This is a genomic window from Roseateles asaccharophilus (assembly GCF_004362405.1).
GTDB lineage: Bacteria > Pseudomonadota > Gammaproteobacteria > Burkholderiales > Burkholderiaceae_C > Kinneretia > Kinneretia asaccharophila.
In genome coordinates, this window is sequence record NZ_SNXE01000004.1 from 277996 (window position 1) to 294491 (window position 16496).

At 66.2% G+C, this 16496-nt stretch carries 17 protein-coding genes; 13 read left to right on the forward strand and 4 right to left on the reverse strand.

Annotation, left to right across the window (positions count from 1 at the left end; translation table 11 throughout):
• The first annotated feature begins 82 nt into the window (after nucleotides 1–82).
• The 7 genes from DFR39_RS11460 (at nucleotide 83) to DFR39_RS11490 (ending at nucleotide 5724) form a co-directional block, all read left to right on the forward strand.
• Nucleotides 83–529, forward strand: a complete 447-nt coding sequence (locus tag DFR39_RS11460) for an OsmC family protein (RefSeq protein WP_133603685.1) — start codon at nucleotides 83–85, stop codon at nucleotides 527–529.
• A gap of 12 nt (nucleotides 530–541) precedes the next feature.
• Nucleotides 542–1759, forward strand: coding sequence for a BaiN/RdsA family NAD(P)/FAD-dependent oxidoreductase (locus DFR39_RS11465; protein ID WP_133603686.1), 1218 nt, complete (start codon nucleotides 542–544; stop codon nucleotides 1757–1759).
• A gap of 159 nt (nucleotides 1760–1918) precedes the next feature.
• Nucleotides 1919–2131, forward strand: coding sequence for a 30S ribosomal protein S21 (rpsU, locus tag DFR39_RS11470; RefSeq protein ID WP_007833691.1), 213 nt, complete (start codon nucleotides 1919–1921; stop codon nucleotides 2129–2131).
• Nucleotides 2132–2286: 155 nt separating this feature from the next.
• On the forward strand, nucleotides 2287–2733 hold the full coding sequence (locus tag DFR39_RS11475) for a GatB/YqeY domain-containing protein (protein ID WP_133603687.1): 447 nt from the start codon (nucleotides 2287–2289) through the stop codon (nucleotides 2731–2733).
• Between the two features lie 33 nt (nucleotides 2734–2766).
• Nucleotides 2767–3111 (forward strand): protein tyrosine phosphatase family protein, encoded by a 345-nt coding sequence (locus DFR39_RS11480; RefSeq protein WP_133603688.1) that lies wholly within the window; start codon nucleotides 2767–2769, stop codon nucleotides 3109–3111.
• 165 nt (nucleotides 3112–3276) lie between these two features.
• Nucleotides 3277–3891, forward strand: coding sequence for a TRAP transporter small permease subunit (locus tag DFR39_RS11485; RefSeq protein WP_133603788.1), 615 nt, complete (start codon nucleotides 3277–3279; stop codon nucleotides 3889–3891).
• Nucleotides 3892–3900: 9 nt separating this feature from the next.
• Nucleotides 3901–5724 carry a TRAP transporter large permease gene (locus DFR39_RS11490; protein WP_133603689.1) on the forward strand — a complete coding sequence of 608 codons (1824 nt, stop codon included), beginning with the start codon at nucleotides 3901–3903 and terminating at the stop codon, nucleotides 5722–5724.
• Nucleotides 5725–5883: 159 nt separating this feature from the next.
• On the opposite strand, the gene DFR39_RS11495 is transcribed toward DFR39_RS11490, so the two are convergent.
• A complete protein-coding gene (locus DFR39_RS11495; RefSeq protein WP_133603690.1) occupies nucleotides 5884–6963 on the reverse strand; it encodes a TRAP transporter substrate-binding protein in 1080 nt (359 codons plus the stop codon).
• A 213-nt stretch (nucleotides 6964–7176) separates the two neighbouring features.
• Nucleotides 7177–8565 carry a metalloprotease PmbA gene (gene pmbA, locus DFR39_RS11500; RefSeq protein ID WP_133603691.1) on the reverse strand — a complete coding sequence of 463 codons (1389 nt, stop codon included), beginning with the start codon at nucleotides 8563–8565 and terminating at the stop codon, nucleotides 7177–7179.
• A 42-nt stretch (nucleotides 8566–8607) separates the two neighbouring features.
• Between pmbA and yjgA the strand changes: the two genes are divergently transcribed.
• From yjgA to DFR39_RS11515, 3 genes are read left to right on the forward strand one after another with little or no spacing between them, the layout of a single operon-like run.
• On the forward strand, nucleotides 8608–9192 hold the full coding sequence (yjgA, locus tag DFR39_RS11505) for a ribosome biogenesis factor YjgA (RefSeq protein ID WP_133603692.1): 585 nt from the start codon (nucleotides 8608–8610) through the stop codon (nucleotides 9190–9192).
• Nucleotides 9176–9757: a molybdopterin adenylyltransferase gene (gene mog / locus DFR39_RS11510; protein ID WP_133603693.1), complete on the forward strand. Its 582-nt coding sequence runs from the start codon at nucleotides 9176–9178 to the stop codon at nucleotides 9755–9757. The genes yjgA and mog overlap by 17 nt, the downstream gene beginning before the upstream one ends.
• Nucleotides 9754–10233, forward strand: coding sequence for an FKBP-type peptidyl-prolyl cis-trans isomerase (locus DFR39_RS11515; protein WP_133603694.1), 480 nt, complete (start codon nucleotides 9754–9756; stop codon nucleotides 10231–10233). The genes mog and DFR39_RS11515 overlap by 4 nt, the downstream gene beginning before the upstream one ends.
• A 12-nt stretch (nucleotides 10234–10245) precedes the next feature.
• On the opposite strand, the gene cysE is transcribed toward DFR39_RS11515, so the two are convergent.
• Together cysE and DFR39_RS11525 are read right to left on the reverse strand one after the other, a co-directional pair.
• Nucleotides 10246–11022, reverse strand: coding sequence for a serine O-acetyltransferase (gene cysE, locus DFR39_RS11520; protein ID WP_133603695.1), 777 nt, complete (start codon nucleotides 11020–11022; stop codon nucleotides 10246–10248).
• A 57-nt stretch (nucleotides 11023–11079) separates the two neighbouring features.
• Complete coding sequence (locus DFR39_RS11525; RefSeq protein ID WP_409846714.1) at nucleotides 11080–11736, reverse strand: RNA methyltransferase; 657 nt, start codon at nucleotides 11734–11736, stop codon at nucleotides 11080–11082.
• Between the two features lie 211 nt (nucleotides 11737–11947).
• Here DFR39_RS11525 and DFR39_RS11530 point away from each other — a divergent pair, with 211 nt between their 5' ends.
• The 3 genes from DFR39_RS11530 (at nucleotide 11948) to DFR39_RS11540 (ending at nucleotide 16483) form a co-directional block, all read left to right on the forward strand.
• Entirely contained in the window at nucleotides 11948–12904 is a 957-nt protein-coding gene (locus tag DFR39_RS11530; RefSeq protein ID WP_133603696.1) for an inositol monophosphatase family protein, read from the forward strand.
• Nucleotides 12905–13004: 100 nt separating this feature from the next.
• A complete protein-coding gene (mutS, locus tag DFR39_RS11535; protein WP_133603697.1) occupies nucleotides 13005–15620 on the forward strand; it encodes a DNA mismatch repair protein MutS in 2616 nt (871 codons plus the stop codon).
• The gene (locus DFR39_RS11540; RefSeq protein WP_133603698.1) at nucleotides 15617–16483 is read left to right on the forward strand and encodes an alpha/beta fold hydrolase; all 867 of its coding nucleotides are present in this window, start codon (nucleotides 15617–15619) and stop codon (nucleotides 16481–16483) included. The genes mutS and DFR39_RS11540 overlap by 4 nt, the downstream gene beginning before the upstream one ends.
• The last annotated feature ends 13 nt before the right edge of the window (nucleotides 16484–16496 follow it).

Genomic DNA, 16496 nt, shown 5'->3' on the forward strand with positions numbered 1-16496 from the left:
CCTCATCGCCCCGCTGGGGTGGACCGGCCAGCACAAGGACCGCCCGTACAATGCCCGACCCGCTGCCGACAAATGAGAGCCCATGGCCGAGATCACCATTCGCACCCAGCTGCAGCAGGACCGCGATTTCCGCTTCCAAGCCCGTTTCGAGGGGCTCGAAGCCACCCTGCTGAGCGATGAACCAGCACCGCTGGGGGATTCGGCAGGCCCCTCGCCCTTGCACCTGCTCAGCAGCGCCGTCGGGACCTGTCTGAGCGACTCACTTCTGTTCGCTTTGCGCAAATACAAACAAAGTCCCGAGCCGCTGAGTTGCGAACTGGAGACAAGCGTGGAGCGCAATGCCCAGGGCCGCCTGCGGGTCAGCGCCATCCACGCCAAGCTGCGCCTGGGTGTGCCAGCCGCCAGTCTGGCGCACCTGGAGCGCGCTCTGGCTCAGTTCGAGGAATTCTGTACCGTGACACAGAGCGTGAGAGCGGCCATCCCGGTCAGCGTTCAAGTCTTTGACGCCCAGGGCGTGCAGCTCAAGTAGGACTCGAAGGGCATGCAGAGTTTTGACCTCATCGTGGTTGGCGCCGGTGCCGCCGGCCTGTTTTGTGCCGGCATGGCGGGCCAAGGCGGCCTGCGGGTACTGCTGCTGGATCACGCCGAGAAGATCGCCGAGAAGATTCGCATTTCAGGCGGCGGACGTTGCAACTTCACCAACCGCGAAGCCAGCCCCGCCAACTTCCTGTCCGAGAACCCCCATTTCTGCCGCTCCGCCCTGGCCCGATACAGCGCGCAGGACTTCATCGGACTGGTCAAACGCCATGGCATCGGCTTTCACGAGAAGCACAAGGGGCAACTCTTCTGTGACGACTCCAGCGAGCAGATCATCCAGATGCTGCTGAGGGAATGCGAGGCTGGTGGCGTTCAGCGCTGGCAGCCCTGCACCGTGGCCGATGTGCGCCCCTTGGGCAACGGCGACTTCGAGTTGGACAGCAGCGCCGGCCCACTCCGGACGCGCCGCCTGGTGATTGCCACGGGCGGACTCTCGATACCCAAGATCGGCGCCAGCGACTGGGGGCTGCGACTCGCGGAGCGTCTGGGGCACCGCATCGTCACACCACGCCCCGCCCTGGTGCCCCTGACCTTCTCGGCAGAGGATTGGGCGCCGTTCGTGGAACTGGCGGGCCTGTCCCTGCCCGTTTACGTCAGCACGGGTAGCAGCAAGCAGCGCGGTCGTTTCCACGAAGACCTGCTCTTCACCCATCGTGGGCTCAGCGGGCCCGCCATCCTGCAAATCTCCAGCTACTGGCAAGAGGGCCAGGCCTTGAGCCTTGACCTTGCGCCGGACACCGATCTGGGCCAAGCCCTGCTTCAAGCCAAGTCTCGCTCGCGCAAGCAGCTGGGCAATGAACTCGCCGACATCTTGCCCAACCGCCTCGCGCAGGCCTGGCTCAGCCGCCTGGGCCTCTCGCCCAGCAAGCCCATCGCCGAAGCCAAGGACAAGGAGCTTCAGGAGCTGGCCGACAAGCTGCAGGCCTGGTCGCTCTCGCCCAATGGCAGCGAGGGCTGGCGTAAGGCTGAGGTGATGCGAGGCGGCGTGGACACCCGGGATCTCAGCTCACAGTCCCTGGAAAGCAAGAAGCTGCCGGGGCTTCACTTCATCGGGGAAGTGGTGGATGTGACCGGCTGGCTCGGCGGCTACAACTTTCAGTGGGCCTGGTCCAGTGCCGCGGCCTGCGCCACGGCGGCACTGGCCGAGCGCGGGGGAGTCTAGATTGATCAGAAAAACAATGCTATACTCGCCCTCTTTGCTAGCAAACCCTGCGCGTCGATTCGGAAGCGGAATCCGGATACTCCGCTTCGGGCACCCTGAGTTCTTCAGATTTGGAGCCCCTTGCGAACACCGAGCGCCTAATGAAGGAAACAGAGTTTCATGACCACCATTCGCGTCAAAGAGAACGAGCCGTTTGATGTTGCCCTGCGCCGCTTCAAGCGCACCATCGAAAAGCTGGGCCTGCTGACCGACCTGCGCGCCCGCGAGTTCTACGAGAAGCCCACTGCCGAGCGCAAGCGCAAGAAGGCCGCCGCCGTCAAGCGCCACTACAAGCGCGTGCGCAGCATGCAGCTGCCCAAGAAGCTGTACTGATCAGCACCCCGGGATCTTCGACGCCGCCGTTCGAAGGTTCCAGCCGGTAAGCCCACAGGCAAGCTTGGCTCGAAAGCCCGCGCAGGACGCTGCCGCGGGCTTTTTGCATTTTTTTACAGCCCCACACACCACCGTCATCCGAGCGAGAACTCGATATGAACCTCAAAGAGCGCATTACCGAAGACATGAAGGCCGCCATGCGCGCCAAGGACAGCGAACGCCTGGGCACCATCCGCATGCTGCTGGCCGCCGTCAAGCAAAAGGAAGTGGACGAACGCATTGAGGTGGACGATGTGCAACTGGTCGGCATCGTGGACAAGCTGATCAAGCAGCGCAAGGACGCCATCAGCCAGTTCACGGCCGCGGGCCGCCAGGATCTGGCCGACAAGGAAAGCGCCGAGCTGTCCGTGCTGGAGGTCTATCTGCCGGCGCGACTCTCGCCGGAGGAAATCGATGCCGCCGTGGCCGCCATCGTCGGCGAAGTCGGCGCCAAGGGGCCGGCCGATATGGGCAAGGTCATGGCGGCGGTCAAGTCCCGGCTGGCCGGCAAGGCCGATATGGGCCAAGTTTCCGCCGCGGTGAAGAAGGCCCTAAGCTCCTGAGTCATTCCCCATCAACCGCTCCCGGAGACCGATATGAGCCTTCCGCTTCAAGCCCTGACGCCCGAACTCTGCGTCGCCCCCCAGCTGGAAGCCGCAGCCATGGCCGAAGCCGCCGCTGCGGGCTTTCGCAGCGTGATCAACAACCGCCCCGACTTTGAGGGCGGCCCGGATCAGCCCAGCAGCCGCGAAATCGAGGCCGCCGCCAAGGCAGCCGGCCTGGAGTACCGCCACCTCCCCGTCAGCGGCGCCTACCAGTCTCCCGAGGAGATTGCCGCCTTCCGCAATCTGCTGGACAGCCTGCCCAAGCCCATCCTGGCCTTCTGCCGCTCCGGCGCGCGTTGCACAAGACTCTTTCAAGCGTCCCAGCAGCTTTCCTGAGCCTTACACGCCCAAGCCCGCCCCACCGGTATGTTGAAACTACTTACCGGGTAAGACCCCGGCGACGGGCTGAAACCCGACTCCTAAAATCCGCGCGGGCCGCATTTGCCCAGCAAATATGCTGGCTGTCTTGCGGCAAAACTTCCCGAGCATTTAGGAGTCAATGTGCAATTCCTTTTGGGTCTGTCACGAGCCGTAGACCGGTTCAGTGAATGGGTCGGCCAGTTTGTTCGATGGCTGGTATTGGCTGCCGTCCTGATCAGCGCCGGCAACGCGATCATGCGCAAGGCCTTCGACATCAGCTCGAACGCCTATCTGGAGATCCAGTGGTATCTCTTTGCCGGCGTCTTCATGCTGGGCGCGGGCTATGTGTTCCTCAAGAACGCCCACGTGCGCATCGACTTCATCTCGTCGCGCCTGTCCCTGCGCACTAACACCATCATCGACATTCTGGGCATCGTGCTCGTCATCTTCCCCCTGTGCTGGATGATGATCGAGCTGAGCTGGCCGCTGTTCCGCGGCGCCTGGATCTCGGGCGAAGTCAGCTCCAACGCCGGCGGCCTGATCCGCTGGCCCGTGCTCTTGCTGCTGCCCGTCGGCTTTGCACTGCTGGTGCTGCAAAGCGCCTCGGAGCTGATCAAGCGCATCGCCTACCTGACCGGCCATAACCCTCACCCCTTCCCTGTCGAGCAGGAGAAATCGGCCGAGGAGCAGCTCCTGGAAGCACTCCAGGCGCAGGCCGCCGTCCAGGACGCTTCTAAACAGCCCCAAGCTCGCTGAGGCCAAGAGATGACTGCATTGATCGCTGAAAATTTTGTGCCGCTCTTGTTTGTCGGCCTCTTTGTCTTCCTGCTGCTGGGCATTCCCGTCGCCTTCGGCCTGGCCGCCACCGGCCTGCTCTTTGGCTTTATCGGTATCGAGGTCGGACTCTTCCCGGCCAATATGTTTGGTGCCCTGCCCCTGCGGGTGTTCGGCATCATGTCCAACGACACGCTGCTGGCCATTCCCTTCTTCACCCTGATGGGCATCATTCTTGAGAGATCAGGGATGGCCGAGGACCTGCTGGAGACCGTGGGCCAGGTGTTCGGTCCACTGCGCGGGGGCCTTGCCATCGCGGTGATCCTGGTGGGCGCCCTGCTGGCCGCCACCACCGGCGTGGTGGCCGCGGCCGTGATTTCCATGGGCCTGATCTCCCTGCCCATCATGCTGCGCTACGGCTACAACCGCACCATCGCCACGGGCGCCATTACGGCCTCGGGCACACTGGCCCAGGCCATCCCGCCCTCCCTGGTGCTGATCGTGCTGGCCGACCAGCTGGGGCGCTCGGTGGGTGATATGTACGCAGGTGCCCTGCTGCCCGGTCTGCTGCTAGTCGGCACCTACCTGCTCTTCATTGTGGCCGTGGCCTTCATCAAGCCGAGCTGGGTTCCCGCCCTGCCGCCCGAGGCCCGCATCTACCGCGAGAGCAGTGGCGCCAGCGGCCACAAGTCCCTGCTGCTGCTGCTGCTGATTGCTGGCGCCGCGGGTTGGCTGTGGTCCACCGTGCACGACAGCATGCTCAAGAAGGTGATGGAGCGTCCGAACGCCGCCCCTGGTGATGAGATCTTCATCATGTCCATGACCGTGGCCTCTTTCCTGGCCCTGGGTCTAGCCCTGATGAACAAGGCGCTGCGCCTGGGCCTGCTGTCCAAGCTGGCCGAGCGTGTGACCTTTGTGCTGATCCCGCCTCTGGTGCTGATCTTCCTGGTGCTGGGCACCATCTTCCTGGGCGTGGCCACCCCGACCGAGGGCGGCGCCATGGGTGCCGTCGGCGCCCTGCTGATGGCCCTGCTGCGTGGTCGCATGTCGCTCAAGACCTTGAACCAAGCCCTGGACAGCACGGCACGCCTGTCCTGCTTCGTGCTCTTCATCCTGATCGGCTCCACGGTCTTCAGTTTCACCTTCAATGCGGCCGATGGTCACTTCTGGGTGGAGAGCCTCTTCAAGTCCCTGCCCGGTGGTGCGCTTGGCTTCCTGATCGTGGTCAACATCCTGATCTTCGTGCTGGGCATGTTCATCGACTTCTTCGAGATCGCCTTCATCGTGATCCCGATGATCGCCCCGGTGGCGGAGAAGCTCTTGCCGGAGCTGCTGCCCGGCGTGCCCACCGATGCGGTGATGATCTGGTTCGGCGTGATCGTCGCCATGAACCTGCAGACCTCCTTCCTGACCCCGCCCTTCGGCTTTGCGCTGTTCTATCTGCGCAGCGTCGCGCCCAAGAAGGACTACAAGGATCGCGTCACGACCAAGACCATCCCGGCCGTCACCACCGCCCAGATCTACAAGGGCTCCATCGCCTTCATCATCCTGCAGGTCATCATGGTGTCGGTCATCATCGCCAAGCCCGAGCTGGTGATTGGTGGCCTGACCAAGACCGAGAAGCTGGACGATGCGGCTGTGCTGGAGCAGCTGCAAGGCCTGGGCGGGCGCGATGAGCGTCAGGACGAGACCCCGTCCCCGGATGGTGCCGCCAGCGATCCGCTGGCCCCGGCCCCGGCAGCCAGCGAAGCGTTTGACCCCATGGCCGGCCTGCTGGAGGCCGTCAAGAAGGACGGCAGCGCCGAGAAGAAGTAAGTGCGGCCACGATAGGGGGCGGCGCGAGCGGCGCCCCCTGTCGCATCCGGCCCGGGTCCCGCGGTTTCGACCAGGGATTCACGAGCACAAAAAAAGGCCCCGCAATGCGGGGCCTTCTTGTTTGTCAGCCCACCGCCGAGGGTGGGCTGAGCCGAGGGCTTAGAGCTTTTGCTGCTGCATGAAGTCGTCGAAGCCGGCTTCGGCGAAGCGGAACCAGAGGTTGGAGTCGCGGCGGAAGTTGGCGTAGTCGCCGTAGATCTTCTTCCAGGCCGGGTTCTTGTCGCTCAGTTCCGCATAGGTGGCCATGGACTCCTTGAAGGCCGCGTCCAGCATGTCCTTGGGGAAGCGGAACAGCTTGGTGCCACCGGCCACCAGCTTCTTCAGCGCGGCCGGATTGCGGGCGTCGTAGCGGGCCTGCATGACCGTGGCGGCTTCCAGGGAAGCAGCTTCGATCATGGCCTTGTACTCGGCGGGCAGGGCGTTGTAGGCCTTGGTGTTGATGTAGAAGTCCAGCTGCGGGCCGCCTTCCCAGAAGCCGGGATAGCCGTAGAAGGGAGCCACCTTGTTGAAGCCCAGCTTCTCGTCGTCATACGGACCCACCCACTCGGCCGCGTCGATCGTGCCCTTCTCCAGAGCCTGATAGATTTCGCCGCCGGGAATGCTTTGTGCCACACCGCCCAGGCGGTTGAAGATCACGCCGCTGAAGCCGCCGGTGCGGAACTTCAGGCCCTTGATATCGGCCAGGGACTTGATCTCCTTGCGCCACCAGCCACCCATCTGGGCACCGGTATTGCCGCCCACGAAGTTGATGATGTTGTAGTTCGCGTAGAACTCACGCATCAGCTTCAGGCCATTGCCCTCAACCATCCAGGCGCTCATCTGGCGGCTGTTCAGGCCGAAGGGGATGGCGCAGCCCAGGGCGAACGTCGGATCCTTGCCGAAGTAGTAGTACGGCGCGGTGTGAGACATCTCCACCGTGCCGTTCTGCAGCGCATCGACCTGGTTGAAGCCGCCCACCAGTTCGCCGTTCGGATGGACCGAAATCTGGAACTTGCCGCCGCTCATATCGCTGATGGACTTGGCGAAGGTATCGGCCGCGCCATAGATGGTGTCCAGCGCCTTGGGGAAGGCGGAACTCAGACGCCAGCGGATGGTGGCTTGGGCATGCACCGCCGGTGCGACACCGGCAGCCAGCACGCCAGCCAGGCCTGCCGAACGAACAAAGGAACGACGTTCCATGAAGAGTCTCCTCGGTGGTTGAAGGGATCAAAGCCCACTTGATTCTAGGAGTCGCGATCTGCCCTTTTCGAGGGGATAAACCCCTGCGAAAACAGCGTTCGGCAGACGCGATTCAAGAGGCGGCGCAAGCGTAGCAGAGCTCCCCAAAACTTGGCTTTCGCGAGGCTGACAAAAGGGGCATTTGCGCCCAGCCGTTTCGCCTCAGGCAGCCCTTCAACTACCGGCCAGCTTCATGCGCGAAATCAGCACCGATCCTATGGTCTTGCTGCCCACGGTGTAGGTGTCCGCACCGATGCCCACGATGTCCTGGAACATCTGGCGCAGATTGCCGGCAATCGTCACCTCATGCACCGGGTAGGCAATCTCGCCGTTCTCCACCCAGAAGCCGCTGGCGCCGCGCGAGTAGTCGCCGGTCACGTAGTTGACGCCCTGCCCCATCAGCTCAGTCACAAACAGGCCGCGACCCATGCGGCGCAGCATGGTGGCCAGGTCGTCGCCGGGCGCGGTGGCACGGCTGGTCATGCGCAGATTGTGGGAACCACCCGCATGGCCGGTGGTACGCAGGCCCAGCTTGCGCGCCGAGTAGCTGGAGAGGAAATAGCCCTGCAGCACGCCGCCATGCACCAGCTGGCGCGGCCGGGTGATCACACCTTCGTCGTCAAAGGGCGTGCTGCCCTTGCCCTTGATCTCATGCGGATCCTCGGACACATCGATGTGCGAGGCCAGCACGCTCTGGCCCAGGCTGTCCAGCAGGAAGCTGGCCTGGCGGTACAGCGCGCCGCCGCTGGTGGCCTGCACCAGGGCGCCCAGCAGGCCGGCTGCCACCGTGCTCTCGAAGAGCACCGGCACCTCGGCCGTCTTGACCTTGCGCGCCTTCAGGCGCGAGAGCGCGCGCTCGGCCGCATAGCGGCCCACGGCCTCGGGCGAGGCCAGGTCCTCGGCCGCGCGCATGGAGCTGTACCAGGCGTCGCGCTCCATCTGCGCGCCGCGGCCGGCGATGGGTGCCACCGAGAGGCTGTGGCGCGAGCTGGCATAGCCACCGCCGAAGCCGCGGGTGTTGCCGGTATAGAAATGCGATTGCTGGGCCGAAACGGCGGCGCCTTCGGAGTTGCTGATGCGGCGGTCGGTGGCAAAGGCCGCGGCCTCGCAGCGCAGGGCCAGGGCGGCCGCCGTTTCGGCGTCCAGGGCCCAGGGGTGGAAGAGGTCCAGCTCGGGCCGGGCGGCGGGGTCCAGCGAGAGGTCCTGCTCATCGGGCAGGCCGGCGGCCGGATCCTCGGCCGTGAAGCGCGCGATGTCATAAGCCGCGCGCACCGTGTCCTTGAGGGCCTGGGGCGAGAAGTCCGAGGTGCTGGCATTGCCGCGGCGCTGGCCCAGATAGACCGAGATGCCCAGGGACTTGTCGCGGTTGCGCTCCACGTTCTCCAGCTGACCACGGCGCACCGACACCGAGAGCCCGCAGCCCTCGCTCACCTCGGCACCGGCGTCGCTGGCGCCCAGACGCTTGGCCTCGGCCAGCACGGTCTCCACCAGCTCGCGAAAGCGCTCCGGGCTGTAGCTGAAGCCGGATTGCGCGGTGTTGCTGGTGCGGAGGTCTTGGGACATGGGGCGTGAACAGAGATTTCAGAGTGGGCGACAATCATACTTATGAGCGAATTCCCCGAAGACTTCGACGCCGACTTCGACGAGCGCCCCAGCAAGAGCCAGAAGAAGCGCGATATGCACGATCTGCAGGCCCTGGGCGCGGATCTGCTGACCCTGCCCGAGAGCCGGCTCGAACCCCTGGACCTGCCCGAGATCCTGCGCGACGCTGTGCGCGACGCCAAGAAGATCAGCAATTTCGAAGGCAAGCGCCGCCAGCTGCAGTACATCGGCAAGCTGATGCGCAAGGTCGATCCCGAACCCATCCGCGAGGCCGTGGCCGCCTTCAAGCTCGGCCATGCCCAGGACAGCCTGGCCCTGCACGAGGCCGAGCGCTGGCGCGAGCGCCTGCTGGACAACGATGAGGCCCTGCAGTCCTTCATCAGCGAGTTTGCCGGCGTGGACGTGCAACAGCTGCGCAGCCTGGTGCGTTCGGCCCGCAAGGACCTGAACACGCCCAAGCCGGCCGACCAGGAGCAGCGCCACGGCCGCGCCTACCGCGAGCTCTTCCAGCTGATCAAGGCCGAGCTCAAGCGCGCCAGCCGCGAGGCGGGTGACGACGCCGAGAGCGACGATGACGACGAGTCCTGATCGCGTCCGCATCGGCATCGTCTCCATCAGCGACCGCGCCTCCAGCGGCGTCTATGAAGACAAGGGCCTGCCCGCCCTGCAGGACTGGCTGACAGCGGCCCTGATCAACCCCGTCGAGTTCCAGCCGCGCCTGATTCCCGACGAGCGCGAACGCATCGCGGCCACCCTGCGCGAGCTGGTGGACGAGGCCGGCTGCGACCTGGTACTCACCACCGGTGGCACCGGTCCGGCACCGCGCGATGTCACTCCCGAAGCCACGCTGGATGTGGCCGATCGCGAGATGCCCGGCTTCGGCGAGCAGATGCGGCAGATCTCCCTGCACTTCGTGCCCACGGCCATCCTTTCGCGCCAGGTCGCCGTGATCCGCGGCAAGGCGCTCATCATCAACCTGCCCGGCCAGCCCAAGGCGATTGCCGAGACCCTGTCAGGCCACGAGAAGGCCAGTGGCATCTTTGCCGCCGTGCCCTATTGCATCGACCTGATCGGCGGCCCTTATCTCGAAACCCGGGAGGAGGTCTGCAAGGCCTTCCGCCCCAAATCTGCCCTGAAGAACAAGACCTCATGAAAATCGCCAAAGACACCATCGCCACCCTGCAACTCAAGGTGGCCGACGCCCAGGGCCGCCTGATCGAAGCCTCCAAGGAGCCGCAAGCCCTGCTGGTGGGCGGCTACGGCAACACCCTGCCCGCTATTGAAGAAGCCCTGATGGGCCAGGAGGCCGGTTTCCAGGCCACGCTGGACCTGCCGGTGGACAAGGCCTTCGGCCCGCGCGACGAGAGCCTGACGCGCAGCATCCCCAAGGCCGACTTCCCGCCCGGGGTCAAGGTCGGCGGCCAGCTGGAAATCCGCGACGGCGACAGCGGCGAGTTCCGCCGCTATCACGTGGTCAAGATCAAGGGCCCGCAGGTGCTGCTGGACGGCAACCACCCGCTGGCCGGCGTGGCGCTCAAGGTCTCGCTGAAGGTGGTGTCGGTGCGCGCGGCCAGCGAAGAAGAGATCGCCCATGGCCATGCCCATGGCGAGCATGGCCATCATCATTAAGCGAAGACCCGCCTACTTGCCGATCAGCTGATTGAGCCGGGCCGCCTCGAAGCACTCTTCGCGGGCGGCATCGGCGGGCAGGCAGTCTTTTTCGGCCGCGGCCTTGCGCGAGAGGGTCTCCACCGCCTTCCACAGCAGGGCAATCTGGTGGTCCTGGCCCGAGGCGTTATCGATCAGGCCGCGCAGGGCCTGCGAGAGCGGATCATCGCTCTGCGTCACACCATAGGCCGAGAAGCCCATGCGGGCCGCAGCTTCCTCGCGCTGCGCATCGGCCTGGGCCTCGATGATGCGCGCCGGGTTGCCCACCGCGGTGGCGCCCGCCGGCACCGGCTTGGTGACCACGGCGAGCGAGCCGATGCGCGCGCCCGCGCCCACGGTGAAGCCGCCCAGCACACAGGCATTGGCGCCCACGATCACGCCGGGCTCCAAGGTGGGGTGGCGCTTGGCGCCCTTGACCAGGGAGGTGCCGCCCAAGGTCACGCCCTGGTAGATGGTGCAGCCGTCACCGATCTCGGCCATCTCGCCGATCACCACGCCCATGCCATGGTCGATAAAAACGCGCTGACCGATGGTGGCGCCGGGATGGATCTCGATGCCGGTGAGCCAGCGCGAAACATGCGAGATGAAGCGCCCCAGCCACTTCAGGCCATGGGTCCAGCACCAGTGCGCGCGGCGATGCATCACCAGGGCATGCAGGCCCGGATAACACGTCAGCACCTCCCACGCCGACCGGGCGGCCGGATCGCGTTCGAGGATGCAGGCGATGTCTTCGCGAAGGCGCTGGAACATGAGGGAGTCTTGGGAGTTGGGGAAATGCGAACGGGGCTCAGAGTCTAGCCGCGGCCTTCAACCCTTGCCGTCGCGGGTCTTGAGCATGGCACGCGCCATGCCGCGCAGGATGTGCACCTCCTCCACCGTGAGCTGGGCCCGGTTGAAGAGCTGGTTCAGGCGCGGCATCAGCTTCTTGGGCGCGGCCGGGTCCAGGTAGTCGATCGCCACCAGGCCCTGCTCCAGATGCGCCAGCAAGCCCTGCACCGCCTGGCCATCGGCCAGCTCGGGGGCGGCCGTGCGGGCCTGCACCTCGAAGCCGCCCAGGGCCTGGCGCAGCTCATAGGCCAGCAGCTGCACGGCCTGGGCCAAGTTGAGCGAGCCGTAATCCGGATGGGTGGGGATGGAGAGCACCGCATGGCAGCGATACACATCCTCGTTGCTCATGCCGTAGCGCTCGGAGCCGAAGACCAGACCCAGGCGGTGCTCGCTGGCGGCCAGCTGCTCGAAGAGCGGGCGCGGCGCATGGGTGGGTGGGCCGAAGTCGCGCGGCGTCATGGCCGTGGCGCAGGCAAAGCTCACGCCGTCCAGGGCCTCGGCCAGGCTGTCCACGATGCGGGCGCGGGCCAGGATGTCGGCCGCACCGCTGGCCATGGCCACGGTCTCCTCCTGCGACAGCACATCGGCAAATCGCGGGCGCACCAGCACCAGCTCGGAAAAACCCATCACCTTCATCGCGCGCGCGGTGGCGCCCACATTGCCGGCATGGCTGGTCTGTATCAGGATGAAGCGGGTGCGGGAAGAATCCACGGTAAAAGGCTGGGAACGCGGGCGCGCTCTGGGCTAAAATGCGCGATTATCCGCGGCCGGGCCATGCAGTCCGGGCACACCGCCCACGTTCTTTGCCTTCGCCAGTCCACCCCCTCTTGTTTGCAGGTTCCACACCATGACGCAAGCCGCACTCCATCCCATGCTCAATGTCGCCATCAAGGCGGCCCGTGCAGCAGGTTCCATCATCAACCGCGCGTCCCTGGACCTCGACATCCTGAAGATCAACACCAAGTCGCCCAATGACTTCGTGACCGAGGTGGACCAGGCCGCAGAGAACGTCATCATCGAAACCCTGCTGCAAGCCTATCCCGACCACGGCATCCTGGCCGAAGAGTCGGGCCGCGCGCATGGCAACAAGCATTCGGACTATGTCTGGATCATCGATCCCCTGGACGGCACCACCAATTTCATCCACGGCTTCCCGGTCTATGCCGTGTCCATCGCCCTGGCCTTCCGCGGCAAGATCGAGCAGGCCGTGGTCTACGACCCCTGCCGCAACGACCTCTTCTACGCCACCAAGGGCCGCGGCGCCTTCCTGAACGACAAGCGCCTGCGCGTGTCCAAGCGCACCCGCATGAGCGACGCCCTGATCGGCACCGGCTTCCCCTTCCGCCGCGGCGACAACTTCAAGCGTTACATGAAGATGTTCGAGGAGGTCATGACCCAGTGTGCCGGCCTGCGCCGACCGGGTGCCGCCGCCCTGGACCTCTGCTATGTGGCCGCCGGTTACTACGACGCCTTCTTCGAGACCGGCCTGAACCCCTGGGACGTGGCTGCGGGCTCCCTGATCATCACCGAAGCCGGCGGCCTGATCGGCAACTTCACCGGCGAGGCCGACTTCCTGAACCAGCGTGAGGTGGTGGCCGGCAGTCCCAAGATCTATGGTCAGCTGGTCCAGATCCTGGCGCCCTACACCCGCGTGATCAAGCCCGAGGACGAGGCCGCCGCCGAGGGCGGCGAGAAGACCAGCGCCGCCGATGCCGTGGCCGCCGCTGCGGCACCGGCCAAGAAACGCGGCCCGGTGCGCATCAAGAAGGATGCGGCCGCCAGCGGCGAAGACGCCCCGGTCTAAGTCTTGAGTCCCCCGAGCGGCGCGCTACACTGCGCGCCGGCTCCACCGTCTTTTGCAAAGCCCTCGCACGAGGGCTTTGTTCATTTCAGCCCCGCGCCCGATGACCGCAGCCTCCAGCAGCAAGGATCCCCTGGACTTCAGCGCCCACACCCCGGTGATGGCGCAGTACTTCCGCATCAAGGCCGAGCACCCCGATGTGCTGGTGTTCTTCCGCATGGGAGACTTCTACGAGGTCTTCTATGACGATGCCCGCAAGTGCAATGCCCTGCTGGACATCACCCTGACCACACGCGGCCAGAGCGGCGGCCAGCCGGTGGTGATGGCCGGCGTGCCGGTGCATGCGCTGGAGTCCTACCTGGCCAAGCTGATCCGCCTGGGTGAGTCGGTGGCCATCGCCGAGCAGGTGGGCGATGTGGCCACGTCCAAGGGGCCGGTGGAGCGCAAGGTGGTGCGCATCGTCACCCCCGGCACGGTCACCGACAGCGAGCTGCTGGCCGACAAGCAGGACTCGGTGCTGCTGGCCGTGGTCCAGCAGGGCAAGACCCTGGGGCTGGCCTGGCTCTCGCTCACCAAGGGCGAGCTGGGCCTGGCCGAGTGCCGCGAGCCCGAGTTCCCCTCCTTCCTGGCCCGCATGAGCCCGGCCGAGGTGCTGGTGGACCGCGAGCGCCAGCCCCAGGCCGTGCTGGCCGCGCGCCTGCCCATCACCAACCGTCCCGGCTGGCAGTTCGACACCCAGCTTGGTGTGCGCAAGCTCTGCGAGCAGCTGGGCGTGGCCAGCCTGCAGGGCTTCAATGCCGACCGCCTGGAAGCCGCCCAGGCCGCCGGCGCCGCCCTGCTGGCCTATGCCGAGCACACCCAGGGCCGCGCCCTGAGCCATGTGAAGAGCCTGCAGGTGCTGCGCGGCGGCGAGCTACTGGATCTGCCGCCGGCCACCCAGCGCAATCTGGAGCTGACCCAGACCCTGCGCGGTGAAACCTCGCCCACCCTGCTCTCCCTGTTGGACGGCTGCCGCACCGGCATGGGCAGCCGCGCCCTGCGCCAGTGGCTGCTGCATCCCAAGCGTGAGCGTGCCGAAGCCATGGCCCGCCACCAGGCCGTGGCCGCCCTGATCGCCACCGGCTACGAGCCCCTGCGCGAGGCCCTGCGTCATGTGTCGGACGTGGAGCGCATCGCCGCCCGCGTGGCCCTGCGCCAGGTGCGCCCGCGCGAGCTGGCCGGCCTGCGCGCCACCCTGCAGACCCTGCCCGAGCTGCGCGAGACCCTGCCCGGCGCCGGCCATGGCGCGCCCCTGCTGGACCAGCTGGCCGAAGGTCTGGCGGGCTCACCCCATGTGCTGGAGCTGCTGGAGCGCGCCATTGCGGAGGAGCCGGCCGTCATCCTGCGCGAGGGCGGGGTGATCGCCAGCGGCTTCGACGCCGAGCTGGACGAGCTGCGCGGCATCAGCCAGAACTGCGACGCCTTCCTGCTGGACCTGGAGGCGCGCGAGCGCGCCCGCACCGGCATCGCCAATCTGCGCGTGCAGTTCAACAAGGTGCATGGCTTCTACATCGAGGTCACCCAGGGCCAGGTGGACAAGGTACCCATAGACTACCAGCGCCGCCAGACCCTGAAGAACGCAGAGCGCTACATCACGCCCGAGCTCAAGGCCTTCGAGGACAAGGCCCTCTCGGCCCAGGAGCGTTCCCTGGCGCGCGAGAAGCTGCTCTACGAGATGGTGATCGATCATCTGGTCGAAGCTCTGCAGCCCCTGACCCAGCTGGGTCGCGCCCTGGCCAGCCTGGACGCGCTGGCGGCCCTGGCCGAACGTGCCACCACGCTGAACTGGGTGCGCCCCGAGTTCGTCAGTCAGCCCTGCATCGACATCCAGCGCGGCCGCCACCCGGTGGTGGAAATGCGCCTGCGCGAGCTAGGTGCCGGCGAGTTCATGGCCAATGACTGCAGGCTCGATGCCCGCACCAAGCTGCTGGTGATCACCGGCCCGAATATGGGCGGCAAGAGCACCTTCATGCGCCAGGTGGCCCTGATCGCCCTGCTGGCCGCCATCGGCTCCTATGTACCGGCCGCCAGCTGCCGCCTGGGACCCATGGATGCCATCCACACCCGCATCGGCGCGGCGGACGATCTGGCCAATGCCCAGTCCACCTTCATGCTGGAGATGACCGAGGCCGCCGCCATCCTGCACAGCGCCACCGAGCAGTCCCTGGTGCTGATGGACGAGATCGGGCGGGGGACGTCCACCTTCGACGGCCTGGCCCTGGCCGGCGCCATCGCCAGCCATCTGCACGACAAGAACCGCGCCTTCACGCTGTTTGCCACCCACTACTTCGAGCTGACCGAGTTCCCCGCCAAGCACCCACAGGCGCAGAACCACCATGTCTCGGCGGTGGAGAGCGGCGAGGACATCGTCTTCCTGCACGAGATCCAGCCCGGCCCTGCCAGCCGCAGCTATGGCGTACAGGTGGCGCGCCTGGCCGGCATGCCCGCCAGCCTGGTGCGCCAGGCGCGCGCCACACTGGAGGCCCTGGAGGCCAAGGCCAGCGAGGGCGAGGCGCAGATCGATCTTTTTGCCGCACCGCCCGAGCCGGAGGAGCCCGCTGTCACCCTGGCGACCAGCCCGGCGCTGCAGGCCCTGCATGATCTGGACCCCGATGCCCTGAGCCCCCGCGAAGCGCTGGAAGCGCTGTACAAGCTCAAGGCCCTGAGCCAGCACACATGAGCACACATCCCGCAGGAACCCTGGTCTTCTCTCACGCCAATGGCTTTCCAGCCGGCTGCTACCGCGTGCTCTTCGAGGCCTGGCGTGCTGCGGGCTGGCAGGTTCATGCCCTGCCCCAGTTCGGCCACGAGCCGGACTACCCGGTCACCAGCAACTGGCCGCATCTGCGCGACCAGCTGATCCACTTCATCGAGCGCGAGGTGCGCCCGCAGATGGCGGCGCCGGGGCCCGTCATGCTGGTGGGCCACTCCCTGGGCGGGCTGCTGAGCCTGCTGACGGCCTGCCGCCGACCCGAGCTGGTCGAGGGCCTGCTGATGCTGGACAGCCCGGTGGTCAGCGGCTGGCGGGCCCACAGCGTGCGCATGGTCAAGGCCATGGGCCTGATCGCGCGGGTCTCGCCCGGCAAGATCTCGCGCCAGCGCCGCCACCGCTGGCCCGACCGCGCGGCGGTGCAGGCGCACTTCGAGTCCAAGCACAAGTTCGCGCGCTGGGACCCACGGGTGCTGGCCGACTATGTGGACTGCGGCTTCGCCCCCGGCCCCGATGGGCAGTGGCATCTGCGCTTCACCCGCGAGGTGGAGACCCGCATCTACAACACCCTGCCCCATCATCTGGACGCCCTGCTGCGCCGCCATGCGCCGCGCTGCCCGGTGGGCTTCATTGCCGGCACCCAGTCCGAGGAGCTGCGTCAGGCGGGCGCCATGGCCTCCAAGGCCCTGGCCCGCCAGAACTTCCACTGGATGGAAGGCAGCCATCTCTACCCCTTTGAGCGCCCGGATGAGACGGCCAAACTGGTGCTGCAGGTGCTGCAGCAGCTGCGCCAGCAGCGAGCCGGGGGCGCCGAGGCAGCGACCTCGCTATAATCACGCTTTACCA